The following is a 23384-nucleotide window of genomic DNA, read 5'->3' as shown; positions in this document are numbered from 1 at the left end:
ATTTGTATTTTTGGAAGATGGAAATTAGAAACTTGCACCGTCCTTTTGAACTTCAGTTTTTAGAAGTTCTAGAATACGAACCGAAAGAACGTAAAAATACTTTCTTTGAAATGGTGTTTGTTCTAGAAGGAAAAGGAACTCAAATTATCAACGACCATCGATTGCCGTATAGCAGTGATAAGTTTTTCTTGATTTTTCCTCAAGATACACATAGTTTTGAAGTCACTGAGAAAACGAAATTTTTCTTTATACGCTTTAATGATAGTTATCTTAAAACACAAAACAGCGATTGGATTCAGAAATTGGAGTTTATTTTCCATAACCACAATCATATGCCAGGCTGTATTTTAAAAACTATAATCGACAAACCTTTAATAAGAGCCATGATAGAAGCACTTATTATAGAAGAAAAAAGCCAATTTCCGCAGCAGCAAGAAGTTATAAAGCAAATTCTAAATACGATTATAACAATAGCAGCGAGAAATATTTCGCTTATGGCTCCTCTTAGTATAAATGAAGTTAATGCAGTGCCAAGTTTGGATTTATTGAATTATGTTCATCAAAATATTTATCGTCCAGATCAATTAAGGGCATCGAATATGGCGTCAGCATTTAATATTTCGCCCAAATATATAAGTGAGTATTTTAAAACCAAAACAGGGCAAAGCATACAGGAATATACAATCGCGTACAAAATAAAACTAATTGAAACACGACTGAAATATACCAGTATGCAAATCAATGAGATTGTGTATGAATTTGGTTTTAGCGATGCAAGTCACTTGAATCGATTGTTTAAAAAACATAACGGAGTAAATCCAAGTGACTATAAAAAGCAGTTTAAAAATGTTGATAGAGCATAACGCTGAAAACTAAGATTGTGCTTTGTCAATCCATTTTCCAACTGTTGGCGGAACATAATTTCTCATTTTTTCTAATAAATCATCAATCGAATCGCTAACCAAAAGCATTTCTCGATTAACCTCTTTTAGCAATCCTTTTTCGGTCATGGTTTGCAGTAATGCGATAAGCGAATCGTAAAAACCATTTATATTCAAAATAGCAATTGGTTTTTTATGCAAACCTAATTGTGCCCAAGTCAGCATTTCGAAAAGTTCTTCGAGTGTTCCAAATCCTCCAGGAAGTGCAATTACACCATCGCATAAATCGTTCATTTTGGTTTTTCTTTCGTGCATGCTTTCTACCAAAACTAATTCGGTTAAACCTAAATGCGCAATTTCTTTAGATCTTAAAAAGTTTGGAAGCACACCAATCACTTTTCCGCCAGCGTTTAAAGCGCCGTCTGCTACAGCGCCCATCAAACCGACATTTGCACCACCATAAACTAGTTCTATATTTTGTTCAGCTAAAGTTTTTCCAACTAAAATTGCTTGTTCTTCGTAAATTTTTTCCGTGCCAAAACTAGAGGCACAGAAAACGGTTATTCTTTTCATTTTTGTTTTTTGTAAAAGGTTATGTGTTAGAAGTTAAATGTTAGAAGTTATTTAGAAACTGATAAACTGTGACTAAAAACTGCAAACTATTATCGCTTCAATTCATATTCAAAGTAAGGCACTTCAAGACCATTAACAGTAAATGTCAGTTCATTGATTTTTACTGCTCCGAGTTTTATGACGGCTTTTTGCGAACGGAAATTTTCTGCTCCAACGTGAAAAAGTACCGAATCAACGTGCTGAAATGCATAATCGATCATTAATTTTTTGTTTGAGTTATTGTATGGGCCTCCCCAATATTTTCTGGTAATAAAAGTGTAACCAATTCCAACGCTCGATTTTTCTGGATTGTAATCGTAGAAACTCGTTGTTCCTATAATTTCGTTGGTTTGTTTATCGAGAATTAAGAACGGACTTTTTGTAATAATGATATCAAAATAAGCTCTAAAAACGTCTCTTTTATATCGATCTTTAGCCGGATTTTGTTCCCAAATTAACGGATCAGAAGCGGCTTCAAATAATGCCTCAAAATGTTTTTCTTCTAACGGAATTAACTTTGAGATTTCATTTTCTAAGAAATCGGGCTGTAAATTGAAGTTTGATATTTCCATTTTTTTGGTTTTTTATGATTAGTTTTTGCCTAATTAGACAGAATGTAAAAAATAAAGCAAGAAATAAAATCTGCTATAATCAGCAAAATCTGCGTGAAACAAAAAAATTAAATCTGCTTAATCTGAACACAAGAAACGTTTTCCATTTTAATCTCTTTTCCTATTTTCTTTAATAATCCAGTTTTAGAATCTCTTTTAAAAACAACAACATTGCTGGTCAATACATTTGATGCTACTAAAAATTTTCCGCTTTCATCAAGAGCAAAAATCCTCGGATGTTTTCCTAAAGTAGATTGATAACCAATGCTTTTTAAATGTCCGTTTTCATCAATAGAGAAAATTGCAATATTGTTTTCTTTTCCGCGATTTGTAGCATATAAGAATTTCCCATCAGGAGAAATGTGAATATCAGAGCTTTCAAATCCATCCTTTATTTTATCGGAATGCGTGGCAATACGCTGAATTTTATTCAAAACACCATTTTCATAATTGTAAACGCTTATTTGCCCTGCCATTTCTTCAATGCAATATCCCCATTTTTGATTGGGGTGAAAAGTAAAATGTCTAGGTCCAGCTTCTAAATCAGTTTTGGTAAATGGATTTTTATTTTCCACTAAAGGCTTTTTCAGATTTTCATCAAAAGCATAACAGCGAATTTTATCGGCGCCTAAATCGGGTAAAAACAAATAATCGCATTGAGGAGAGAATACTGCAGAATGAACGTGAGATCGAGTTTGCCTGTCTTTATTTACGCTTCCGTCCCTATATTGAAAATTCTGAGCAATCGAATCGATTTTTCCATTTTCTAAAAGCGGATAAACCGAAACGCTTCCTTCGGTATAGTTGGCATTGGCAAGCCATTTTCCATTTTTATGAACACTTACATAAACGGGATTTTCGCCACCGCTTCTCTGACTGTTTAAAAAAGTCAATGTTTTTGTCGACGGATTAAATTCAAAACTGCTTACGCTTCCTGCATTTGGAGTTTTGGTATCGGTGCAAGCATAAATGTATTTTCCGTTTGGAGAAACCGTTAAATAAGACGGATTGACAACATTCTTAACCGAAGTAACTTTGGTTAATTTACCACTCAATGTATCCAATTGATAAACTTGAATGGCTTCTGCTGTTTTATCACGATTATACGATCCTAAAAACACATAAGTATTTTGAGAAAATAGGTTTATGGTTAATAGAAATGCAATTGCGAAATAGTATATTTTTGGTTTCATTTTTTGGTTTCAGGTTTCAAGTTTGAAGTTTCAGGTTTCACGTTTCAAGTGCTGTGCTTGTTGTCAGGCTGAGCGAAGTCGAAGCCCAAGTGCCAATCGGAACGCCCTTCGACTTGGCTCAGGGTGACATTACAATTAACAATTCATAATTAATTAACCCCTTTCCACCATTGTTTAAACTCTTGTTTATCATTTTTCAATTCAACGATTTCGCCAATCATTGGTGTAATTAAAGGAATCGGATTTTCAGCCAAACTATTCAGTTCGGTTACTTTTTTCAAAGGTTCGTCCCAAGCATGAAGTGATAGCGAAAACTTAGATGAATGCACTGGAAATACGCGTTTTGCTTTCAGGTCTTTCATTGCTTTTATTACATCTTCAGGCATATTATGAATGTATTTCCATTTTTCATTGTATTGACCGTTATCCAATAAAGCGATGTCAAATGGCCCATATTTTTCACCAATTGCAGCAAAATGAGAATCGTAACCGCTGTCGCCACCCAAGTACATCTTAAAATCTTTAGTTTCTAAAACAAAAGAAGTCCAAAGTGTATTGCATCTTTTAAAACTTCTGCCAGAAAAATGTCTTGATGGCGCAGTATGAATCGTTAGATTTTCATCTAATTTGATAGTGGTGTACCAATCTTTTTCGATAATTTTTTCTGATGGAAATCCCCAAAACTCAAAATGAGAACCAACTCCAAGAGCCGTGATAATTTTTTTTGTTTTAGGTTTTAATTTTAAAATCGTATCGTAATCCAAATGATCATAATGATCGTGTGTAATCAGTAAATAATCAATTTCTGGAAGATCGTCGACAGAATAAATATCAGAACCTTTTAAAGATTTTGTTGTGCCAGGAATAGGAGAGGCGTTTCCGCTAAAAACAGGATCAATTAAAAATCGTTTTCCTTCCAACTGAATAAAATAAGACGAATGTCCAAACCAAACCAAAATATCTCGATCGAGAGAAAGTTCATGCAAATTGGTTTTTATAGACGGAATCAAATCGGTGGGAATTTTTCTTTCTACTTTTTTGAAGAAGAATTCAAACAAAACTCCCGCCATACTTTCTCCTTCTGCAAGGTCGGGTGTAAAAGATTGATTTTCGAATTTTCCGTTTTTATATTGAGGCGAATTTTGAATCAAAGTTAATCTTTCGCCAGAAGGAGCTTTTCCAAATTTTGGATGTTGAAGAAATTGGTAAATGGCAAGTAGTATTAAAAATACGAGAATTAAGAATATAATCATTTTATTTTGAGGGATATAATTTTTGAGTGTATTGAATAGAAAGCAAAATTATCTTTTTTAAGATTTCGATATCAATATCAGCCAATTTTTTGATGTAAATGCAAGCTTTTGAAGAGGTATGTTTTCCTAGTTTCGATAAAAGTTCGTCTCTTTTTTCTTCTGGCAAATAGAAATAAACAGTCAATGCTGTTTTTCTTGGCGAAAATCCAGCTAATGGTGCTTCGCCTTCATGTCCGCTATCATATTTATAGTGATAACTTCCAAAACCAATAATACTTGGTCCCCACATCTTGGGTTCAAAACCGGTTGTTTCCTGTATTGTTTTAAGAAGTTCAAAAGCATCTTTTCTTTTAGCTTCATTTTCGACAGCGTTAATAAAATCAGTAACACTGTTTTGAGTTTCTGTAGTTTTATTTTTTGCCATTTGGTTTACTTTTTACTTAATAAAGCACTTTTGAATAAAATGTTTTTTATTTTAAATTCACATGCATAAACTAAATTAATATCTTCATTCATTTGGTTTTCCAATACAATAAAACTCACATCACTTTCTGGGAAATACAAATTTACAGATGAAAAACCATCTCCTAAACCAGTATGGCCAATGTATTTAACAGGCTCTTTTTCGATAATTCGAATTCCATAACCGTAAGGTTCTTTTTCTTTTCCGAAGAAATTATGTTGTGACAGAATAGTATTTGCCGTAAGCAGTTTGTAAGATTCTGGTTTAAGGATTTTTCCTTTATGAAGATTATTGTTCCAAATTACTAAATCTGAAGCAATTGAAACAATGCCATCTGCACCTAAATTTTCAGGCTTAATTTTACTGTTTTTTACAATTTCAAAAACATTATTTTTATTAATATAACCTGATGCTAAATTTTGAATTTTATCTTTAGAATAAGCAAAAGTATGAGCCATTTTTAAATGTTTGAAAAGTGCATTGGCAACATCTTCATAACTTTTTTTTGTTGAAAACTCCACAATTTTCCCAAGGAGACTAAAACTTAAATCTCCATATTTAAAATTAGTTCCAGGTTTAAAAGCCAATGGTTTTTGTAAAGCGACAATTCCGTGAGAATGATTTAAAAGCTGATGAACCGTTACAGAATCTGCCCAAGTTTGAGTCAGTTCTGGTAAATACTTTTTGATGGGCGTATTCAAATCGACTTTTCCTTTTTCAACTTCCAATAAAATCAAAACAGCAGCAATTTGTTTGCTGTTGGACATGATTTCAAATTGCGTATCTAATTTTAAAAGTTTTTTAGTTTCAAAATTAGAAAAGCCTTGCGGTTTAGAATACAATGTTTTTCCGCTTTGCGAAATCAAAACCACACCATTAAATTTTGGATTAGAATTTTGAAGTATACTGTCGATACTTTTTTTATAATCCTCTTTTTTCTGTGCCGATGAATTGCAAGAAGTGAAAATTAGAATTGTTAATAAGGAAATTTTGGCGATGAAGTTCATTTGATTGTTAGTGGTGAATTTTTTAAAGTTTCAATTTTCAATTCTCAGTTTTCACGTTTTGTAGGTAACTTGAAACCTGAAACGTGAAACAAAAATTAAAACATTCCATTTTCATTAATAGAATCTTTTGGAACAGGCTGCCCTAAATCCCAGAATTCTATGATTTTGTCGTCTTTGAATTTTAGAATATGCACCACGGCAAAACCAATGTCTGAAGGCGTTTGTTTAAGATGTGAATGTACAGCAACTAGATTTCCATCTTCTAGAATATGATGAATTTTAAAAATCTTATTCGGATTTGTCCTAGCAGATTCTTCCATGGCAAGCATTAAGGTGTCTGCATCGCCTTTGAAGTACGCGTTGTGATGTTTGAAATTCTTTCCGACATATAATCGAAAACCTTCATGAGAATGTCCCTTAGCTGCCAATTTCAGGAAGTTTTTAGCGATTTCTTTCTTAGTCATGATTCAAGATTTAAAAGCAAACTAAGTTATGAAATAAAGTGCTATAAATTTTGTAGAATAGAAAAGGAAATTTATAAAATTAAATGGCCTCCGATTTGATTTGGCTAAGATCAATACCAAGTTTAGAAAACTCTTTTTCACCCAATTCGGTTATGTAAAAATGCTTCTCTTCGGGATTATTTTTGGCAATCCATTTTTTGTCTGCAAATGATTCTAGAAGCAATTCTCCCAATTTACCGCCAAGATGTTCATAGCATTTTTTTGCTGGTTTTATTTTTTTTTGATTTTTCATGATTTTACTTTTTTTACAGCAACTTTAGAAGCCAAATAAGCCATCGGAATATAAGCAAAAACTAAATCAACTATACCAAACCAAAGCGGAGAAGGTAAAGTGAAAATTGTAACAAGACCACCAAATAAAAAGAAACCTCCAATGCCAAAAGCCAGTTTTGTTTTGTGTTTAATTGCAGCAACAGCGGTTGTCAATGCTCCTGCAAAAGTTCCGATTGCGTGCGCCAAAAATGGGAAAAGAAAATGCTTTGGCTCAAATAAATGCATGTTTGCTTTTAAACCTTCAGTAGTAGTAACGTCTGCACCATTTGGCGCTGGAATTATAGAGCCGCTTACTAAAATGATGCTCATGTTGACAATACTGCCAATAACAAGACCTGCAATGACAGCCAAAGTATTTCTTAAAAATGGATTCATAATTTTCGTTTTTTACTTAACGAATGTATGAAAAATAAAGCAATTAGTTAAACGATTGCCTGAATTCTAAAGGGGAAGTGTTTGTCTTTGTTTTAAATAATTTACTAAAGGATTGCTGGTGTTCAAAACCCAGTTCAAATGCAATTTCACTGATCGATAGAGTAGTAGTTGAAAGCTTTTCTTTGGCTTTTTCAATCAATTTATTGTGAATATGCTGCTGTGTGCTTTGACCCGTATGCGTTTTTAATAGTGCGCTAAGATAATTGGATGAAACATTTAGGTTTTCGGCAATAAATTGAACTGTTGGAATTCCTTTTTGTTTTAAAGTGTCGTCGGTAAAATAGTCTTCCAAAAGTTTTTCTAATCGTGCCAAAATCTGATGACTGCTTATTTTTCGGGTAATAAATTGTCTGTTGTAAAATCGTTCTGCATACGTGAGAAACAATTCAATTTGTGCAATAATAACGTCTTGACTGAATTTATCGATATTAGATTGGTATTCCTGCTGAATATTTTTAATAATATCAATGAGCATATTCTCTTCTTTATCTGAAAGATGAAGCGCTTCATTAACTGCATAACCAAAGTAGTCGTATTGTTTGATTTTGTGAGCAAGTGGCGTATTCCAAAGAAAATCAGGATGAATCAATAATGACCATCCTGTGTGTTGCATTTCGGCATTTCCTTCAATAGAAAAAACTTGTCCTGGCGAAAGAAAAATTAAAACGCCTTCTTTAAAATCGTATTCCTGTTGGCCGTATCGCATTTTTGCGTTGGCATTTCTTTTTAAAGCAATCGAATAAAAATCCAGCATTAAGCTTTTGGGTTCTTCGCTATTTAGATATTTTAAATCTTCAAAATTGTAAACGCTTACCAAAGGATGTTCGGGTTTTGGCAAATCTCTAAAATCATGAAATTCGCTTATTGTCTTAAATCGAAGTGGTTGCTGATTGGCCATAGTACAAGGTAATTAATTTTGATTGAAAACGGCAGCAAATTCTTTTGCATAATCGGCCAGTTTTGTTTTTCCTAAAACGGCAGGACGATTTTGGTAATAATCTTCACTTAGCAAACCACTGTAAAGTGCGGCATACATTTCTACCAAACCTTTTGCGATTTTTGGTTGCATTCCAACAGCAATTAATCCGTTTAGTGTTTCTTCGTCGGATATTAATTTCCACTTTAAATCTGGATTTCCGATGGCGTCTCCTAAAATTTTTGCGGTTTCATCTCCAGAAACTTCTTCGCTAGCCACATAACGTATTTTTTTTCCGTCAAGCGGAGTTGTAAGTTCTTCTGCAATTGCTTCGGCGATATCGTTTGGAGAAACCCACGGAATCAATTGGTCCGCTCCATAATTAGCAGCTATAATGGCGTGGTTTTTAATCATCGGGATATAAGCCAGCAAATTGTAGTAAAAAGAAGTCGGACGCATAAATGTAATCGAAACATCTGAAAGTCTGTTCAAAACTGCTTCGATTTCATTATAGCGTTGAATAATTCCGGAACCTTGTTCTAAATGTGCACCAATACTGCTTAAAAACACTACTCGTTTTACGCCAGATTTTGCAATGGCTGCTGTATAATTATTTCCAATTGTACGCGTAAAAGCATCTAAATCAAGATTCGGATCAAAATAATTCGCGCGTGGAATCATGCAATATACGGCATGGGCTCCTGTAAAAGTTTGAGTCAAAAAATCGACATCATTTACAGATCCAATTGCGGCCTGCGCTCCAAGATTTTCAATTTCCGATTTTCTTTCGCTACTGCTTGCAATTATTGTAATTTGATGGTTTTCTTTTAATAAAGCTTTCGCTAAAGGCTTGCTAATGTTCCCTAGAGAACCTGTAATTATAATTTTCATACTATTATTTTTTTGTTGACACAAAGTTGCGAAGCATTAGCAAAAGAGATTTAGCCAAATCTATGATTGACGTAGTCTAAAATAATAGTATGAAATGTGATTTTATTTTTCGGATAATTTTCTTTCGGTTTCAATTTGGGGTTTTCCAGTCGCATTTGGCAGACCTTTTCCTGTTTCAATTAGTTTTTTCAAACTATTCTCAATGTAATTGGTCCATCCTGCTTTGCAAACTTCAAAACATTCGTATTCTGGCACTAAACCCACATGTGTAAAATTGAGTTTCGTTTTGTCGTTTTCTTTCGAAATATCAAAAACAGCAGTCGTATTGGTCCATTCGGTATCGTCTTGGGTGAAGCTGAAATAGTTTTCCTCAATCAGCCAGACGATTTTCTGATTCGGTATTACTTCAATTAATTTGACTTTACAACGATGAACGTCTTCATAATGATATTTAAATTCATCTCCTTCGTTTGCTGTTTTGCCTTCAATTTCTTCAGACCACCAGCTGCGAACGTTTTGGATGGCTTTAAAAACTTCTTCTGGCGATTGACTGACAAGTATTGTTGTGGTAAAATCTTGAGTATTCATAATCAATTGACTTTTAAATTAGTAAAGTAAATTTACAATCTAAAAATCAATTGGTTAAGGTGTTTAAAAGACAATTTTAAGGGGTGTTTCAGACAGAAAAATTATCAGACGTTTTCTGTTAATAAGACTACACTAATTATGATTCCGAAAAAAACAATAATGCTTAACAAACCAATCAAAGTGACTCTCCATCCTCCAAAAGTTTCACCTCCGTTTTGAATATGTTTTTGAATATTCTGTTCTTGAAATTTTTTCAAAAAATAAGAAGATACCGTTAAATAAAGTAACGGAAAAAGAAAACTAGGAAAGTTATCTGGAATGATAAAGATAAGCGGAATAATTGCGAGCATGGATATAATGGTAATAATCCAGGTGTTTTTGGCTTTTTCAAAGTCATTAAATACTTTGAAATTTTCTGCAATGCAATACCCAGCAACCAATGGGCCTGCAAAAAAAGTTCCTATTCTTATGGCTTTTTCTGAGTATATTTTTTCTGTTGGAATTTCTTCAAAAACTGATTTTTCTGCATTGTTGTCTAGTGCCATTTTTGATAAAGTAAAATTTTAGGTTTATAGTATTGCTTTAATTTTTTGAGGAATTTTATTTAGGAGTTCAAAATGTGTTGACATAACATTTTCTAGTTCTAATGTTCCGCCTAGAATGATCATTTCTTTATGCGTAAAACGTTTTCCAAGTCGGTCTTCGAGCATAATTTTTTCCATGCTTTGCGCGATTTCAATTTCATGCAAGAATTCATTCGGATGACCTGCTGTACAAATTACAAGACCGTACGGAATAGTTTTCATTTTTCTAGACGTTTCGTTTTGTCCATAAGCATATCCAACCGAGTAAACACGATCAAACCAGCCTTTTAATTTTGCAGGACAATCGCTCCACCAAACAGGATATAGAAAAATAATGCAGTCTGCTTTTTCTATTTTTTCTTGTTCTGCTAAAACATCTGCAGGAATAGGAAGCTGTATTTTAGCAAAACCTTCGCGTTCGTATTCTTCCTCAGACATATCGCTTACAAAATTGGACGCATATAAATCGGAGATTTCTACATTCCATTTTTCCGTATTCAGGGCTAGTTTCAATCTTTCTAAAACCTGAAAAGTATATGATTTTTTGCTAGGATGTGCGTAAACAACTAGAATATTCATTTTTAGATTTTTGGATTAGAAAATATTCTTTTATGAATTTGATTTTGTACGAAAATACAAATTAAAATAAAAGTTTTTATTATTCTTCAGAAAATTCTAAAATATCGCCGGGCTGACAATCGAGAACTTTACAGATTGCTTCGAGCGTACTGAAACGAATTGCTTTTGCTTTTCCAGTTTTTAGAATGGAAAGATTAGACAAGGTTAAATCTACTTTTTCTGAAAGTTCGTTTAATGACATTTTTCGCTTTGCCATCATGACGTCTAAATTTACTATAATGGGCATAATTTTTTGTTTAAATAGTTAAGTCAATTTCAGATTGAATTTCGATTCCTCTTTTAAAAATCTGTCCCACAACAAACATTACAATGGCCATAAAGATCCAAATGCTGTGCCCTTCAAGATTAAGTGATTCCAACGAAGGAAGTTTTACGCCTTTAATAATTAACCAATTGTTGAATTTGAAGGCCCAGAAAGAAAACAACCCAATTCCGAAAGCGAGATAAGAAAGATAAGATATAAAACGCCCCATTTCGGCAGTAAAAGGATGTTCGATGTTTAATTTTTTCTCATGCAACATTTTTACAATCAGATAAAACATAATGGCTTTTAAGATCGCCACGATGCTTATAAAGCATATTTCTTGAATATAAAAACTAGTACTGTAATTATATAAGTCAAGTAAATGAAGAAAACGTGCATTATAGGAGTTTATCGTCATAGTATAAATTCCGTTAAAAAGATACATGCCGGCTTCTACGCATAAGCCAATAAAAATAATCCATGATAAGATATTCAGGATTTTTAGAATCTGTGGTGTTCCAATTTTAATTTCCATGCTATTCAAGATTAGAAGTTATGCTGCTAAAATAATAAAAATTTATTGATAAACAATAAATAAATAGTTTTTATCAAAAAAAAGCTTCAGCATTAAATTGTGCTGAAGCTTTTGTGTATTGTTTTTGAAATTATATTATCGAAGCATTTTCTTTTCGTTTTCTAGCATTTTTTCGATGTTAAAATAAATACCGTCTACATTGTAGACACCTTTTTCGAAACTCAGATAATCGCAATTATCAACGAGCGATTGTCCTTTAGATTCTATTTCAAAAAGATTGAGCAAAATGTATTCGTGTTCGACCATTATGACATGAAAACCAGTTTCGCATTTTTTTCCGTCACCAGAAGAAAGTATAACATTCATAATACTGTGAAATCTAAAAGAAGCAATTTTTGCAGATGCTTCGTCTCCTTTTAAGTGATAAACGTAAGTGAGGAAATTGAGCTGTTTTAAGTCAAATGGGAATTCGTTTAAGGTATGATTGGACAATTTGATTATTTCATCGTAATCTGAAACTTCGAGTTCTTCTTTGTTATAATATTTGTTAAGCTGTTCCTCGTCTGGTGATTTCCAAAAGGCATTGTATTTGGGTTGAAAAACATAGCCTAAATACAAATGGCGGTATTCGTCATACGATAAAAGCGTATCATTTTTCGTGAGTCTTTCCATTAATTTAGGATAGTAAAACTTGGAATTTTTGTTGTTGATTTCTTTTTCGATGGCTTTATAATCTGGAGTTGTAAAACCAATTTCTTGTGAATGCACTTGAATTCCGAAACAAAAAACGAGAAGGATGAAAATTTGTTTTAGCATGATGAGGAGTGTTTTTGATTGTAGTTCTGATCTTACTAAAGTACAAATAATATAAGAACAAAAATGTTCTTATGAATACCAGATGCGTGAAGGATGGGAGCGACATCTCCCGATTTAGAAAAACAAGGCTTTTTAGCCGTAGTTTTTGTTAATCGGGAATATAGCGGACAGCTCGACCCGGAGGGATACGCCCAAGTAATTAGGAATTTTGTTTTTCTACATTATTCGGTAATCCATTTTCCTTTTTTAAAGTGGTTCTATTCGAAGCAGTACGCCTTTTCGTTTGACAATGTTTTTATAGTCCCATTGAATTTCTCTGCTTTTTTCCAGCCAGCGTTTTAAGTCTTGTTCGTTTATTTGATTGCTATTTGTGTAGCGCATTTCGGCAGCTTTGAACGAACCTTCGTTTTGGAGTTTTTCTTCGTCAAAAGATTGTCCGCTCCAGAAAAGCAATCGGACAGAATCCTTTAATTTGCTATAACCCACAATCGGATTTCCGTCTAGAAACCAAACAGGATGCGCATGCCAGATTTTGCTTTCGGCGTCAGAAAGATTTTCATTTATAATCGCCAAAAGAAGGTCGCAGATTTCTTTGTTTTCTATTGTCTGAGAATTGTTGTAATCTTGAATCTGGCTCATGTCTTCAGCATTTTATGGTTATTTTACCTCTTTTGTCAACTCAAATAGAATATAAGTTCCGTTGCTAGAATTTCCTCTCGATTTTTCTATAAAGCCCTTTTTTCTGTAAAACTCAACTGCTTTAATGTTGCTTGTAAGGCATTTTAGAGTAATTGGAAATGAGGTTTTTAAGATGGCCGCTTTTAATAATTCTGTACCAAGGTTTTTTCCTTGATGTTTAACATCAACGTAAAGATGATGAATAAAATTGTTTGGCATCCAGATCGAAATAAATCCGACTGGAATATTGTTTACAAGCGCCGTTAAAATATATTCACCTTGCGTTTGCTTGTCAAAATCGTCTAATTCAAATTCTGAAATATCTTGTTCTGTAAATGTGCGCCGTCTTTCGTTTAAGAATAATTCTCTTAAATGAGGTAAATCGGTATCTCTAGATTCTACGATGCTTAACATGCATTTTTGTATTTAATTTCTTTTCAGCAAAATTGTACTTGCTGCATTAGATTCATTAAATTCTGTGGCTCTAACTCCGTTTAAACTGAGATTGATTTTAATTTCATCATTACTTTTAAAATCTAATATTGCTAAAAACCTGCCTTTTTCAATTTGCTTGCCTTTTTCTAAAGCATAAGCGATGATATCTAGCGCTATAGGCGTTTTAGATTCATCAATTTCATATTTTAATAGGCCTTTTTGCCCGTTGTTTTTTCCTCCTTTAACGATATAATTTTTCCCGTCTATTAATTCACCATTAACGGTCATCGAAATAAAATTATCTGAAGTAAAAATCATTGTATTCTTTGCGCCACTGGCATCTGTTCCTAACCAATTGCCTACTAGGATTTCTTTTTTAGTTTGCGCGTATGATATACTGGTTAAAATAAGGAATAGTAAGAGAGTTTTTTTCATTGATTATACTGTTTATATTTTCTTATTGTTCTTCAAGTATAGAATTTCCTTTAGATAAATCTCCAGAAGTCCATTGCCACGTTTCGTGAAGCCTAATTTTTCCGCTTGCTAAAATTTCAGGTTTAGAAGTGCAGAAACCAGTCATTAATTCGCCTTTTTCATTCACTTGATGATATCTCATTTCGATATTTCCCGCGCCGTCAACCAAACCAATTAAATGACCTTTAACGATTTTTCCTCCAGAATATTCAGAAGTTAAAATGTTTCCTTCTTGTTTATAATGAAATGAAGTTTCGTTAGACGTTTCTCCGTTTTCTGTATTACTTACAGGTTTAAAAATTTTATTATTGTAATTAATCATTTGTTTGCAAATTAACTTTTTCGATTCAAATCGGTAATTAGTAATGGATTGTTTTCTTTTAATTTATGGACTAATGCTTCAACCTTTTCTGGGTTTTCCTTAATGTTTTCGTATTCTTCTGTAGTAATTCCGACGATTTGTAAAAATGAAACTTCGCCGTGTGGCGTTTGTTTTTTAGGGACTTCGGGATCATTCACAAAAATTAGTGCCGTAATATCGGTTTCAGTGTCCAAACGAATTGGTCCGTTTGCTGGCATGTAATGAAACTCTTCAAACCAATTTCCACTGTCAAATACATATTTGGCTATATTTTGAAGCAAAGCCACAGCCCAGCTCGGATTTTGATTGTCGGCTCCATAAGGTTTTAATCTAAAAGTAAGTTCAAATCCCCATTTGCTAAATTCTCCGCCTGCTTTTTCTTCATTATAATACAATTCAGAAAAGCCGTAAGTAATAAAATGATAATGATCTTCTTGATTTTTGCTTTCGTAATAGCTTACGCCGTCAAGCGGATGTTCTCCGCCAAGCATATAACTAATTGCTGGAGCAAAATGTTTGGGTTCCTGATTCGGATACAGACGTTCAAATTCTTTATCAATTTCTAACCAGCCAACAGCATCATCTTCGGTAAATTCTTTTTTGTATTGTTCTAATTCCATTTCTAGTAAAACTTATTTTTACACTAAAATAAGTCTTTTTCTAACTATTAGTTTCGACATATTAAAAAAAAATCCGATTTGATTTCGCAAATCGGATTTTGATCTATTTATTGTTGTTGCAATTTTTTCATGAATTCATTTGAAGCCTGTTCTAAAGCCTTAAAATAGTTTCCTTTTTTAAGTTCGGGAATAGAGTAGGTGCTGATTATGTTTTGTGTGTCTTCAGCATTTAATTTGTATTTTATAAAATCGACGCTTAAAACCTGAATTTGCCTTAATGTTTTACTGACAACAATTAAAAGGGTTGGATCTAATCGCGGGTCTTTTGATAAAAATTTGTCAAGATCTACTGCAAATTCGTCAAAAGATTTAAAAGGTTCAACAGAAGGAGTTGTTATGACTACAATTTTATAAAGGTGTTTTTTTTCGAAAGCGTTAAGGGTAGTGTTTAACGATTGAAGTTCTGCTGGTTTTAATACTTTTTCGAAGTCGTTTACACAGTCTGTAGATTGAGAAAAAGTGCTTTTTAAACGGGAAGCAAAATCAGTGTCGGTTTTGGTTTGGGCAGATAAAACTGAAGATAACAGTATAAGCGTAAAGAATAATTTTTTCATTCTATGGCATGTTAGATTTGGTGCTGCAAAAGTAGCACATTCTTTATTGTAAACAGATGAAAAAATGATCAGTTTTGATTTTAAAATGAAAAATATTCTTTTTAGAAAAGCAGTTTAATAAATAAAAATCCGATCTACTTTTGGTAAATCGGATTTTGAAATTTTTTATTGAAATAAAGGTATTAAATGATCCCATTTGAGTTCTTTGGCAAAATCTAAAGCTGTTTTTCCGCTATTGGTTTTTGCATTTGCATTGGCTCCTGCTTTTAAAATAAGTTCTACAGAAGTTTGATTTCCAGCAATAGCTTCACGATGCAAAAAAGTGTAGCCTAAATCGTCTTTCGCTTCTATTTCTTCTGGATTGTTTTTTAAGAATTCGATGAGACTTTCTTTCATATTGATACTCATCGGATGCTCTACCAAGTTTTCTGGCTTCTCTTTCTGATTTGTAACAACCAGAATATCATTGTAATCTCCAAACTCTAAGCCCCAAGCATCGTCGTGGTCTTTTCTTTCGTCTTCGTCCATTTCTGAGCGCATGGCGTGTATTGTAAAAGCTCCGTATGTTTTTCCTTGACTTGCAAATAACCAATCGCTGATTTGATTAATCGGAATTGCAATTTCGTCTCCATTATTGACATTGGTTAGATCATTGGGATCATTTACTAAAATCCCGTATATCATTTCGCCATCAAAGTTTACGTCGTTAATCCACATATGTTCTACGATAGTTTCGTCGTCTATATCTTGAGTGAAAGCCAATTTTACACAAGCAACATCCAATCCTGGAACTATTCTTCTGTATTCCCAAGATAATTCTCTCCAGAAATATTTAAAGGTTTCTTGTGCTCTTTTGTAAGCTTCGATCATTTTTGGATTTTCTCCGTCGGCGTAGAATATTTTTGTTTCTTCCATAAAAAAGGATTTTTATAATGATTTATAAAAGTAATCTTTTTAGTACTTTGGGAGAAATGTTATTTAATGATTTTTGATTTTTTCTAAGGTTATGGTGAGTCTGTTTTTCTTTTGTTCCACAATTACCATTTTTCCTTTCTCAAACCCTAGTTTTTCAAGCCATTTTCCTTCTAGTTTTAATGATGGAATTGTAATGTGATTTGATGTTCTCGTTTGAAATTTACTGTGTATTTTAAGTTTTCTTGAATTTTTCATTTGTGATATAATTGTATGACAAAGATACAATAGAATTTGAATTGTCAGTAAATTGTATGACAAAATTGTCAGCAAATTATATGACATTTGATTTATGACACGAGATATACTTAAGAAGAAAATTGGTCAAAGAATTATTGAATTACGAGAAGTGAAGGGATGGAGTCAATCTGATTTAGCTCGAGCATGTAATAAAGATCGCCAATCTATAGAAAAACTTGAAAATGGAAAAGTTAATCCAACACTTTATACTTTGCTAGAAGTTGCAACAGCGTTAGAGATTTCTTTATCGAAGTTGGTTGATGTATCGTAATTAATTTAATGAATGATTATTCGATCTTTTGAAAACGATTGTGCGTGAAGGATGGGAGCGGCATCCTTTTATGGCGGGGTTCGCCATAAAAGATATAGCGGACAGCCTGACCCGGAGGGACACGCCATAAAAAAATCCGACTTGCTTTCACAAATCGGATTTATTAAATTGAGAATTATATATAACCGTAAAACGGTATATTTTTACAAGTGAATTACTTCGCCGTAAGCATCAGCTACAGCTTCCATAACAGCCTCGCTCATTGTTGGGTGAGGGTGGATAGATTTTAAGATTTCATGACCTGTAGTTTCTAGTTTACGAGCTACAACTGCTTCAGCAATCATATCTGTAACACCAGCACCAATCATGTGGCATCCTAACCATTCTCCGTATTTAGCATCGAAGATTACTTTTACGAATCCGTCAGCATTTCCAGCAGCTTTTGCTTTTCCAGAAGCTGAGAATGGGAATTTACCAATTTTTAATTCGTAACCTTTTTCTTTTGCTTGTTTTTCTGTTAAACCTACAGAAGCGATTTCTGGAGTTGCGTAAGTACAACCAGGAACGTTTCCGTAATCGATTGGGTCTACGTGTAAACCTTTAATTTTTTCAACACAGTTAATTCCTTCAGCAGAAGCTACGTGAGCTAAAGCTTGACCTGGAGTAACGTCTCCAATTGCGTAGTATCCTGGAATGTTAGTTTCGTTGTACGCGTTTACTAAGATTTTATCTCTATCAACAGCGATTCCAACTTCTTCTAATCCGATGTTTTCAATGTTTGTTTTGATTCCAACTGCAGAAAGTACGATGTCGGCTTCTAGAACTTCTTCTCCTTTTGCCGTTTTAACAAAAGCTTTAACTCCTGCACCTGTTGTGTCAATGCGCTCAACAGAAGAGTTAGTCATTACTTTAATTCCTGATTTTTTCAAAGAACGCTCAAATTGTTTTGAGATATCTTCGTCTTCTACAGGAACTACGTTTGGCATAAATTCTACGATAGTAACATCTGTTCCCATTGAGTTGTAGAAGTGAGCGAACTCAACTCCAATTGCTCCAGAACCCACAATGATCATAGATTTTGGTTGAGTTGGCAATGTCATTGCCTGACGGTATCCAATTACTTTTACACCATCTTGAGGTAAGTTTGGTAACTCACGAGAACGAGCACCAGTTGCGATGATAATGTGATCAGCGCTATATTCTGTAACTTTATTGTCTTTATCAGTAACGTCAAGTTTTTTTCCTGGTTTTAATTTTCCAAAACCTTCGATAACGTCAATTTTGTTCTTTTTCATTAAGAATTGAACACCTTTGCTCATTCCTTCAGCTACACCACGGCTACGTTGAATAACTGCAGGGAAATCTTTATCAAATTCAGAAACTTTCAATCCGTAATCAGAAGCGTGTTTAAGGTAATCAAAAACTTGAGCAGATTTTAAAAGCGCTTTTGTTGGGATACATCCCCAGTTAAGGCAAACTCCACCTAGATTTTCTTTTTCTACTACAGCAGTTTTAAAGCCTAATTGTGAAGCTCTAATCGCTGTTACATATCCTCCAGGACCACTTCCTAAAACAATAACGTCGTATTTCATTTTTTTTGCTTTTAGTATTAACTATCGAAAATGAAGTTTGTTTTCCGAAACTCATCTTTCGATTTTTTCTTTGTTATTTGTGATTGCGAATTTAATGATTTATTTTATATGAACACTTGAAATTTTGTTTTTAAAGACATAGATTTTGGTCTTTTCACAGAAAGCGAACTAATTGTGAATTGTAAATTGTGAATTATGAAGTGATTTTTAAGATTTAGTGATTAGTTCTTAGTAATTAGTGACAAGTGTCTTGAAAAAGATAAAAAATAAGCCACAGATTATTAGGATTAAAATGATTTTAAAAAATCTGTGTTAATCTGTGTAATCTGTGGCTATTATAATTTTTGTCTCTTTGAGCGAAGTCGAAGAGCTTTGCGCGGGCTTCGACTTCGCTCAGCCTGACAAATCGTTATCAATTAACAATTCATCATTAAATCTTAACGTGCCCCCAATTTTCTCCGCTGGCAATTCTTCTAATTTGCATTTCGCTTACACCAAATTGTTTGGCAATCATTTTAAGACGTGTTTTTTGTTCAGGTCTTGCTAGGATTTTTTTAATTAACATGACTTTTGTGGTCGTTAATTTTCGTCCGTCAGCTTTAAGATTGTGTTCAATTAAGTTCTTTTTTGCCTGAATAACACGCGGACTTTTGCGGCTGTGCGCCATCATTTCCTGTTTGGTTGCCCAGCGAAGATTACTCACATCATCGTTTGCTCTGTTGTAATCTAAGTGCAAAACATAGGTTTGATCTTCAGAATCTTTTGGAATAAAGTACTCAGCTACTAATTTGTATAAGAAGAGATATTTATTTACGATTTTATCGTCTTTTTTAACCTTAAAACGGAAAGTTGGATATCCGTCGCTTAAACCTCCTTTTAAAATGCGTCCGTTTTCAATATCGTCAGTAAAACTGATTAGTCTCCCTCTGTTCGAAATGGCGTATCTTAATTGTAATGAGGCATTTATTTCTATTTCTTTGAATTTTTCATCAGGATAAAATCTATTTTGTGGCATTGTCTTTTACATTTGATTTCTATATTCTCAAAGATAAAGAATAAACAAAAAATTTCTGCTATCTAACTGATTGTGAAAGGTCAATTTTATGATTTCTATAACGCTAATTTAACGTTTTAAAACGTTTTTGACAGTTTTTAGTCGGATTTTAAATCACAATTTATGAATACTGCAGTTTTTTAATTTAAGAAACAAAGATTAATTTATAGCTAAATAATTATTAATTTACTGGTTTAGTCAATTTTTGAAATTATTAAGGTCCTTTTACTGATGAAAATTGTGTTGAATTAGGCTTGAAGTAAAATGAGAATTATTTTTTACTGTATATATGAAAAAGGGTTTGACTTTTTTTAAAGTCAAACCCTTTTATTGTAATAGTGTATTGAAAACTATTTTTAAAATCTAATCAATACAATTTCATTTTTTAATAGATAATTAAAATTACGGACATGGGTAAGTTATAACTGCATGTATTGTGCTTTCTTTTTGAATGTTATAATCATTTAATGTCCTTCCGTCTTCAAGTTGTTTTCCTGCAAATATTAATCTTATGCACTCAGGTTTAATTCCTTCTTTATCGAATATTTTAGCCTTAAGATTATCAATAGTGTCTGAACTTTCCATCTCAACTGTTATGATTTTTCCAGTCAAAGTTTTTACAAAAATTTGCATTGAGAATGCATTAAGCGAAAACGCTAAAAATAAAACGATAAAAAGTAATTTCTTTTTCATAGGTATTTTTTAAAAATGATTATTTATTCCTCAAACTTACTTATTTATTTGTAAGAATACAACTAAAATTATTGAGTGGTGATAAAATCATTTTTTCCTAAATACAAGAAATATCCGCGTTTTTTGGTGTTTAAGTTTTTGTAAGATTTTGGAAATTAGTGATGTAAGTAATTTCTCAAGGCTAATTAGCTACTGAAAATTGTGAATCGTACAAGTTTTTGTAATAGCCATCTGTTTTATTTAGTAATTCGTGATGTGTGCCTTGTTCGACAATCAGACCTTTGTCCATAACCACAATTTTATCGGCATTTACAATTGTTGCGAGTCGGTGCGCAATAATGATCGAAGTTCTTCCTTTTGTAATTGTTTCTGTTGCACGCTGAATCATTTCTTCAGAATACGTATCGATAGAAGAAGTTGCTTCGTCCAAAATCAAAATACTTGGGTTGCTCACATAAGAACGTAAAAAAGCAATAAGCTGACGCTGTCCAGACGAAAGCATGACACCTCGCTCTTTCACATCAAAATCATAATTATCTGGCAGATTCATAATAAAATCATGAACTCCAATTTTCTTTGCGGCATCAATTACTTTGTCTCTTGTAATTTCTGGATTGTGCAAAGTAATATTATTATAAATCGTATCGGCAAACAAAAACACATCTTGCAAAACAACAGCAATTTGCTTTCTTAAAGAAGCCAAAGTGTAATTTTCGATATTTTCTCCATCAATGCAGATTGTTCCGCTATTGATTTCGTAAAAACGATTTAATAAATTAATAATAGTAGATTTTCCTGCTCCTGTAGAACCTACAATCGCCACGGTCTGTCCAGCAGAAACCGAAAGATCAATACCTTTTATGACTTCTTCTTCTGGAATATAGCTGAAACGAACGTCTTTGAAATCAATTCTTCCATCAAAAACAGGCGCTTCAATGGTTCCTGTATCTTGAATGTGATCTTGCGTATCAATAATGTCAAAAACACGATTGGCAGCGATCATTCCTAATTGCATCTCGTTAAATTTATCCGCAATTTGTCTCAATGGATTAAACAGCATTCCGATAAACATCGTATACGAAAACAAATCACCAAAAGTGGTAAAATGATCTCCATTCAAAATTCTGAATCCGCCATAAACCACAACCAAACCTAAAGTAATAGACGAAATAATATCGGCAATCGGGAAGAAGATGGAGTTGTACAAAATCGTTTTAATCCAAGCGACTCTATGCTTGTTGTTGATTTCTTTAAAGTTTTCTGCTTCGATTTTTTCGCGGTTAAAAAGCTGCACGATTTTCATTCCCGTCACGCGCTCTTGTACAAAAGAGTTCATATTGGCAATTTGCGTTCGAACTTCTTCAAAAGCCACTTGCATTTTACGTTGGAAAATTCTGGTAATGTAAACCAAAATAGGCATTGCAACTACAACGATCCAGGTTAGTTTCCAGTTCATATAAAACATGAAAATAAGAACCACGACCATTTTCATCAAATCGCTTATAATCATAAACAAACCTTGACTGAAAATACGGGCAATCGATTCAATATCCGAAACAGCTCGAGTAACCAGCTGTCCAACGGGAACCAAATCGAAATACTTCATTCTGAAACTCAAAATGTGTTTAAAAAGTTTAGTTCGAATATCTTTTACAATATCTTGTCCGAGCCAGTTGGCCCAATAAACAAAGTAAAATTGAGAAAAGACTTCCATCAGTAAAACGACTCCCATCAAAACGATATACATCAGCAAGCCCATTTTATCATGAGTTTTGATGTAGCCATCGACCGTTTCTTTTAGTAAATAGGGGCGAAGTGCAGCGAAGATAGATAGCGAAATGGCAAATATGATTACGCCATAATAACGCCATTTATAAGGTCGTGTATATTTTAAAATTCTTTTGAATAATCCTGTATCGAATGCTTTTGCTTTCATTTATTTTTAGGAGCTGTTTCCTGCTTTCCGTTACAAGTTTTTCTCAAAAATATGTTTTTGTTTAATTTTTATAAAGCTTCCGTTGGTCGCTCCATAAAAATTACAAAAACTATATTTTTTTCAAAAAAGCTTTTCACTTCAATCAGGGCTATTAAATGTAATCGTAATAAATATTGGTTAAATATAAACCATGAGCCGGAACCGAAAATCCTGCTTTTTCTCTGCTTTTGCTGGCAATGATATTTTCAAAATCCGCTAAAGTTATTTTCTTTAAACCAATATTGATCAAAGTGCCCACAATAGCGCGAACCATATTTCTTAAAAAACGATTTGCTGAAATGGTAAAAATCAGTTTTTCGTTTTCTTGTTTCCAGTACGCCTCAAAAATCGTGCAATCAAATGTGTTTACATCAGTGTTAACTTTTGAAAAACATTGAAAATCGGTATGCTTCAGTAGTAACTGCGCTGCTTCATTCATCAAAGTTACATCCAATTTTTGTGTAACATACCAGCTCAATTCCTGTAAAAACGGATTTTTTACTGTATTGATATGATATTCGTAAGTTCGTTTTGTAGCATCAAATCTACAATGCGCATCATCGTGAACCAGAATAATATTAAAAATCGCAATATCTTTTGGTAAATAAGAATTCAGTTTGTGAACTAAAACTGGAATATCTAAGTTTTTTTCTGTATCAAAATGACCGTACATTTCGCTTGCATGTACGCCGGTATCTGTTCTTCCAGCACCCATAATGGAGATGGTTTCATTTAATAAAACCGAAAAAGCTTTATTTAAAGTTTCTTGAACTGAAGAAGCGTTTGGCTGTATTTGCCAGCCATGGTAATGTGTTCCGTTATAAGCGAATTGAATAAAATATCTCATTTTAAGGGACAGAGGTTCTGAGGTGCAAAGGTATGAAAAAGATGCTAAGGTTCTGAGATGCTAAGATTCTAAGTTTTTTTCTTTAGTGGCAAA

General features: G+C 33.2%; 32 protein-coding genes. 2 read left to right on the top strand and 30 right to left on the bottom strand.

Annotation, left to right across the window (positions count from 1 at the left end; translation table 11 throughout):
* Window positions 1–17: 17 nt before the first annotated feature.
* On the top strand, window positions 18–863 hold the full coding sequence (locus NCC77_RS18030; protein ID WP_250836843.1) for a helix-turn-helix domain-containing protein: 846 nt from the start codon (window positions 18–20) through the stop codon (window positions 861–863).
* A gap of 9 nt (window positions 864–872) precedes the next feature.
* On the opposite strand, the gene NCC77_RS18025 is transcribed toward NCC77_RS18030, so the two are convergent.
* The 25 genes from NCC77_RS18025 to NCC77_RS17905 all read right to left on the bottom strand — a co-directional run bounded on the left by NCC77_RS18025 (window position 873) and on the right by NCC77_RS17905 (window position 16817).
* The gene (locus tag NCC77_RS18025) at window positions 873–1454 is read right to left on the bottom strand and encodes an LOG family protein (RefSeq protein WP_250836842.1); all 582 of its coding nucleotides are present in this window, start codon (window positions 1452–1454) and stop codon (window positions 873–875) included.
* 89 nt (window positions 1455–1543) lie between these two features.
* Window positions 1544–2065: a GNAT family N-acetyltransferase gene (locus tag NCC77_RS18020; RefSeq protein ID WP_250836841.1), complete on the bottom strand. Its 522-nt coding sequence runs from the start codon at window positions 2063–2065 to the stop codon at window positions 1544–1546.
* 107 nt (window positions 2066–2172) lie between these two features.
* Window positions 2173–3297 (bottom strand): lactonase family protein, encoded by a 1125-nt coding sequence (locus tag NCC77_RS18015; RefSeq protein ID WP_250836840.1) that lies wholly within the window; start codon window positions 3295–3297, stop codon window positions 2173–2175.
* A gap of 149 nt (window positions 3298–3446) precedes the next feature.
* Entirely contained in the window at window positions 3447–4550 is a 1104-nt protein-coding gene (locus tag NCC77_RS18010) for an MBL fold metallo-hydrolase (protein ID WP_250836839.1), read from the bottom strand.
* A 1-nt stretch (window position 4551) separates the two neighbouring features.
* A complete protein-coding gene (locus NCC77_RS18005; protein ID WP_250836838.1) occupies window positions 4552–4974 on the bottom strand; it encodes a DUF1801 domain-containing protein in 423 nt (140 codons plus the stop codon).
* 5 nt (window positions 4975–4979) lie between these two features.
* Window positions 4980–6020: a serine hydrolase domain-containing protein gene (locus tag NCC77_RS18000; protein WP_250836837.1), complete on the bottom strand. Its 1041-nt coding sequence runs from the start codon at window positions 6018–6020 to the stop codon at window positions 4980–4982.
* Window positions 6021–6115: 95 nt separating this feature from the next.
* Window positions 6116–6484: a nuclear transport factor 2 family protein gene (locus NCC77_RS17995; protein WP_250836836.1), complete on the bottom strand. Its 369-nt coding sequence runs from the start codon at window positions 6482–6484 to the stop codon at window positions 6116–6118.
* 79 nt (window positions 6485–6563) lie between these two features.
* Window positions 6564–6776 carry an ArsR family transcriptional regulator gene (locus tag NCC77_RS17990; protein ID WP_250836835.1) on the bottom strand — a complete coding sequence of 71 codons (213 nt, stop codon included), beginning with the start codon at window positions 6774–6776 and terminating at the stop codon, window positions 6564–6566.
* The gene (locus tag NCC77_RS17985) at window positions 6773–7192 is read right to left on the bottom strand and encodes a hypothetical protein (RefSeq protein ID WP_250836834.1); all 420 of its coding nucleotides are present in this window, start codon (window positions 7190–7192) and stop codon (window positions 6773–6775) included. Before NCC77_RS17985 ends, NCC77_RS17990 begins: the two co-directional genes overlap by 4 nt.
* 43 nt (window positions 7193–7235) lie before the next feature.
* Window positions 7236–8150 carry a helix-turn-helix domain-containing protein gene (locus tag NCC77_RS17980; protein ID WP_250836833.1) on the bottom strand — a complete coding sequence of 305 codons (915 nt, stop codon included), beginning with the start codon at window positions 8148–8150 and terminating at the stop codon, window positions 7236–7238.
* Between the two features lie 12 nt (window positions 8151–8162).
* Window positions 8163–9059 carry an NmrA family NAD(P)-binding protein gene (locus NCC77_RS17975; RefSeq protein ID WP_250836832.1) on the bottom strand — a complete coding sequence of 299 codons (897 nt, stop codon included), beginning with the start codon at window positions 9057–9059 and terminating at the stop codon, window positions 8163–8165.
* A 102-nt stretch (window positions 9060–9161) separates the two neighbouring features.
* The gene (locus tag NCC77_RS17970; protein ID WP_250836831.1) at window positions 9162–9647 is read right to left on the bottom strand and encodes an SRPBCC family protein; all 486 of its coding nucleotides are present in this window, start codon (window positions 9645–9647) and stop codon (window positions 9162–9164) included.
* A 104-nt stretch (window positions 9648–9751) separates the two neighbouring features.
* Window positions 9752–10192, bottom strand: coding sequence for a hypothetical protein (locus NCC77_RS17965; RefSeq protein WP_250836830.1), 441 nt, complete (start codon window positions 10190–10192; stop codon window positions 9752–9754).
* Window positions 10193–10216: 24 nt separating this feature from the next.
* Window positions 10217–10810 carry an NAD(P)H-dependent oxidoreductase gene (locus NCC77_RS17960; protein ID WP_250836829.1) on the bottom strand — a complete coding sequence of 198 codons (594 nt, stop codon included), beginning with the start codon at window positions 10808–10810 and terminating at the stop codon, window positions 10217–10219.
* A gap of 79 nt (window positions 10811–10889) precedes the next feature.
* The gene (locus NCC77_RS17955) at window positions 10890–11096 is read right to left on the bottom strand and encodes a helix-turn-helix domain-containing protein (RefSeq protein ID WP_057116634.1); all 207 of its coding nucleotides are present in this window, start codon (window positions 11094–11096) and stop codon (window positions 10890–10892) included.
* A 10-nt stretch (window positions 11097–11106) separates the two neighbouring features.
* Entirely contained in the window at window positions 11107–11649 is a 543-nt protein-coding gene (locus NCC77_RS17950; protein ID WP_250836828.1) for a DUF2975 domain-containing protein, read from the bottom strand.
* A gap of 135 nt (window positions 11650–11784) precedes the next feature.
* Window positions 11785–12465 carry a DUF4919 domain-containing protein gene (locus tag NCC77_RS17945; protein WP_250836827.1) on the bottom strand — a complete coding sequence of 227 codons (681 nt, stop codon included), beginning with the start codon at window positions 12463–12465 and terminating at the stop codon, window positions 11785–11787.
* Between the two features lie 246 nt (window positions 12466–12711).
* A complete protein-coding gene (locus NCC77_RS17940) occupies window positions 12712–13104 on the bottom strand; it encodes a DUF1801 domain-containing protein (RefSeq protein ID WP_250836826.1) in 393 nt (130 codons plus the stop codon).
* 18 nt (window positions 13105–13122) lie between these two features.
* Window positions 13123–13557: a GNAT family N-acetyltransferase gene (locus tag NCC77_RS17935; protein WP_250836825.1), complete on the bottom strand. Its 435-nt coding sequence runs from the start codon at window positions 13555–13557 to the stop codon at window positions 13123–13125.
* 12 nt (window positions 13558–13569) lie between these two features.
* Window positions 13570–14013, bottom strand: a complete 444-nt coding sequence (locus NCC77_RS17930) for a hypothetical protein (protein WP_250836824.1) — start codon at window positions 14011–14013, stop codon at window positions 13570–13572.
* 22 nt (window positions 14014–14035) lie between these two features.
* Window positions 14036–14374 carry an avidin-fold protein gene (locus tag NCC77_RS17925; protein ID WP_250836823.1) on the bottom strand — a complete coding sequence of 113 codons (339 nt, stop codon included), beginning with the start codon at window positions 14372–14374 and terminating at the stop codon, window positions 14036–14038.
* Between the two features lie 11 nt (window positions 14375–14385).
* A complete protein-coding gene (locus tag NCC77_RS17920; RefSeq protein ID WP_250836822.1) occupies window positions 14386–15033 on the bottom strand; it encodes a suppressor of fused domain protein in 648 nt (215 codons plus the stop codon).
* Window positions 15034–15140: 107 nt separating this feature from the next.
* Complete coding sequence (locus NCC77_RS17915) at window positions 15141–15647, bottom strand: TPM domain-containing protein (RefSeq protein WP_250836821.1); 507 nt, start codon at window positions 15645–15647, stop codon at window positions 15141–15143.
* Window positions 15648–15812: 165 nt separating this feature from the next.
* Complete coding sequence (locus tag NCC77_RS17910; protein WP_250836820.1) at window positions 15813–16562, bottom strand: DUF2314 domain-containing protein; 750 nt, start codon at window positions 16560–16562, stop codon at window positions 15813–15815.
* Window positions 16563–16625: 63 nt separating this feature from the next.
* The gene (locus NCC77_RS17905) at window positions 16626–16817 is read right to left on the bottom strand and encodes a SymE family type I addiction module toxin (RefSeq protein WP_250836819.1); all 192 of its coding nucleotides are present in this window, start codon (window positions 16815–16817) and stop codon (window positions 16626–16628) included.
* A gap of 94 nt (window positions 16818–16911) precedes the next feature.
* Here NCC77_RS17905 and NCC77_RS17900 point away from each other — a divergent pair, with 94 nt between their 5' ends.
* Window positions 16912–17130 carry a helix-turn-helix domain-containing protein gene (locus NCC77_RS17900; RefSeq protein ID WP_053471712.1) on the top strand — a complete coding sequence of 73 codons (219 nt, stop codon included), beginning with the start codon at window positions 16912–16914 and terminating at the stop codon, window positions 17128–17130.
* A 203-nt stretch (window positions 17131–17333) separates the two neighbouring features.
* Here the strand turns inward: NCC77_RS17900 and lpdA are convergent, their stop codons facing one another.
* The 5 genes from lpdA to truA all read right to left on the bottom strand — a co-directional run bounded on the left by lpdA (window position 17334) and on the right by truA (window position 23291).
* On the bottom strand, window positions 17334–18722 hold the full coding sequence (lpdA, locus tag NCC77_RS17895; RefSeq protein ID WP_073416603.1) for a dihydrolipoyl dehydrogenase: 1389 nt from the start codon (window positions 18720–18722) through the stop codon (window positions 17334–17336).
* A 430-nt stretch (window positions 18723–19152) separates the two neighbouring features.
* Window positions 19153–19737, bottom strand: coding sequence for an NUMOD4 domain-containing protein (locus tag NCC77_RS17890; RefSeq protein ID WP_250836818.1), 585 nt, complete (start codon window positions 19735–19737; stop codon window positions 19153–19155).
* Window positions 19738–20178: 441 nt separating this feature from the next.
* Window positions 20179–20469: a ubiquitin-like protein gene (locus tag NCC77_RS17885; RefSeq protein ID WP_250836817.1), complete on the bottom strand. Its 291-nt coding sequence runs from the start codon at window positions 20467–20469 to the stop codon at window positions 20179–20181.
* Between the two features lie 181 nt (window positions 20470–20650).
* Window positions 20651–22405 (bottom strand): ABC transporter ATP-binding protein, encoded by a 1755-nt coding sequence (locus NCC77_RS17880; protein ID WP_250836816.1) that lies wholly within the window; start codon window positions 22403–22405, stop codon window positions 20651–20653.
* A gap of 151 nt (window positions 22406–22556) precedes the next feature.
* On the bottom strand, window positions 22557–23291 hold the full coding sequence (gene truA, locus NCC77_RS17875) for a tRNA pseudouridine(38-40) synthase TruA (protein WP_250836815.1): 735 nt from the start codon (window positions 23289–23291) through the stop codon (window positions 22557–22559).
* Window positions 23292–23384: the final 93 nt, after the last annotated feature.

The organism is Flavobacterium tyrosinilyticum, from assembly GCF_023656565.1.
In the GTDB taxonomy this organism is placed as follows: domain Bacteria; phylum Bacteroidota; class Bacteroidia; order Flavobacteriales; family Flavobacteriaceae; genus Flavobacterium; species Flavobacterium tyrosinilyticum.
This window is presented reverse-complemented; position numbering and strand designations above follow the sequence as displayed.

Coding starts and splice junctions, on each gene's coding strand:
- NCC77_RS18030 (WP_250836843.1), top strand. CDS start 18: ATGGAAATTAGAAACTTGCACCGTCCTTTTGAACTTCAGTTTTTAGAA.
- NCC77_RS18025 (WP_250836842.1), bottom strand. CDS start 1,454: ATGAAAAGAATAACCGTTTTCTGTGCCTCTAGTTTTGGCACGGAAAAA.
- NCC77_RS18020 (WP_250836841.1), bottom strand. CDS start 2,065: ATGGAAATATCAAACTTCAATTTACAGCCCGATTTCTTAGAAAATGAA.
- NCC77_RS18015 (WP_250836840.1), bottom strand. CDS start 3,297: ATGAAACCAAAAATATACTATTTCGCAATTGCATTTCTATTAACCATA.
- NCC77_RS18010 (WP_250836839.1), bottom strand. CDS start 4,550: ATGATTATATTCTTAATTCTCGTATTTTTAATACTACTTGCCATTTAC.
- NCC77_RS18005 (WP_250836838.1), bottom strand. CDS start 4,974: ATGGCAAAAAATAAAACTACAGAAACTCAAAACAGTGTTACTGATTTT.
- NCC77_RS18000 (WP_250836837.1), bottom strand. CDS start 6,020: ATGAACTTCATCGCCAAAATTTCCTTATTAACAATTCTAATTTTCACT.
- NCC77_RS17995 (WP_250836836.1), bottom strand. CDS start 6,484: ATGACTAAGAAAGAAATCGCTAAAAACTTCCTGAAATTGGCAGCTAAG.
- NCC77_RS17990 (WP_250836835.1), bottom strand. CDS start 6,776: ATGAAAAATCAAAAAAAAATAAAACCAGCAAAAAAATGCTATGAACAT.
- NCC77_RS17985 (WP_250836834.1), bottom strand. CDS start 7,192: ATGAATCCATTTTTAAGAAATACTTTGGCTGTCATTGCAGGTCTTGTT.
- NCC77_RS17980 (WP_250836833.1), bottom strand. CDS start 8,150: ATGGCCAATCAGCAACCACTTCGATTTAAGACAATAAGCGAATTTCAT.
- NCC77_RS17975 (WP_250836832.1), bottom strand. CDS start 9,059: ATGAAAATTATAATTACAGGTTCTCTAGGGAACATTAGCAAGCCTTTA.
- NCC77_RS17970 (WP_250836831.1), bottom strand. CDS start 9,647: ATGAATACTCAAGATTTTACCACAACAATACTTGTCAGTCAATCGCCA.
- NCC77_RS17965 (WP_250836830.1), bottom strand. CDS start 10,192: ATGGCACTAGACAACAATGCAGAAAAATCAGTTTTTGAAGAAATTCCA.
- NCC77_RS17960 (WP_250836829.1), bottom strand. CDS start 10,810: ATGAATATTCTAGTTGTTTACGCACATCCTAGCAAAAAATCATATACT.
- NCC77_RS17955 (WP_057116634.1), bottom strand. CDS start 11,096: ATGCCCATTATAGTAAATTTAGACGTCATGATGGCAAAGCGAAAAATG.
- NCC77_RS17950 (WP_250836828.1), bottom strand. CDS start 11,649: ATGGAAATTAAAATTGGAACACCACAGATTCTAAAAATCCTGAATATC.
- NCC77_RS17945 (WP_250836827.1), bottom strand. CDS start 12,465: ATGCTAAAACAAATTTTCATCCTTCTCGTTTTTTGTTTCGGAATTCAA.
- NCC77_RS17940 (WP_250836826.1), bottom strand. CDS start 13,104: ATGAGCCAGATTCAAGATTACAACAATTCTCAGACAATAGAAAACAAA.
- NCC77_RS17935 (WP_250836825.1), bottom strand. CDS start 13,557: ATGTTAAGCATCGTAGAATCTAGAGATACCGATTTACCTCATTTAAGA.
- NCC77_RS17930 (WP_250836824.1), bottom strand. CDS start 14,013: ATGAAAAAAACTCTCTTACTATTCCTTATTTTAACCAGTATATCATAC.
- NCC77_RS17925 (WP_250836823.1), bottom strand. CDS start 14,374: ATGATTAATTACAATAATAAAATTTTTAAACCTGTAAGTAATACAGAA.
- NCC77_RS17920 (WP_250836822.1), bottom strand. CDS start 15,033: ATGGAATTAGAACAATACAAAAAAGAATTTACCGAAGATGATGCTGTT.
- NCC77_RS17915 (WP_250836821.1), bottom strand. CDS start 15,647: ATGAAAAAATTATTCTTTACGCTTATACTGTTATCTTCAGTTTTATCT.
- NCC77_RS17910 (WP_250836820.1), bottom strand. CDS start 16,562: ATGGAAGAAACAAAAATATTCTACGCCGACGGAGAAAATCCAAAAATG.
- NCC77_RS17905 (WP_250836819.1), bottom strand. CDS start 16,817: ATGAAAAATTCAAGAAAACTTAAAATACACAGTAAATTTCAAACGAGA.
- NCC77_RS17900 (WP_053471712.1), top strand. CDS start 16,912: ATGACACGAGATATACTTAAGAAGAAAATTGGTCAAAGAATTATTGAA.
- lpdA (WP_073416603.1), bottom strand. CDS start 18,722: ATGAAATACGACGTTATTGTTTTAGGAAGTGGTCCTGGAGGATATGTA.
- NCC77_RS17890 (WP_250836818.1), bottom strand. CDS start 19,737: ATGCCACAAAATAGATTTTATCCTGATGAAAAATTCAAAGAAATAGAA.
- NCC77_RS17885 (WP_250836817.1), bottom strand. CDS start 20,469: ATGAAAAAGAAATTACTTTTTATCGTTTTATTTTTAGCGTTTTCGCTT.
- NCC77_RS17880 (WP_250836816.1), bottom strand. CDS start 22,405: ATGAAAGCAAAAGCATTCGATACAGGATTATTCAAAAGAATTTTAAAA.
- truA (WP_250836815.1), bottom strand. CDS start 23,291: ATGAGATATTTTATTCAATTCGCTTATAACGGAACACATTACCATGGC.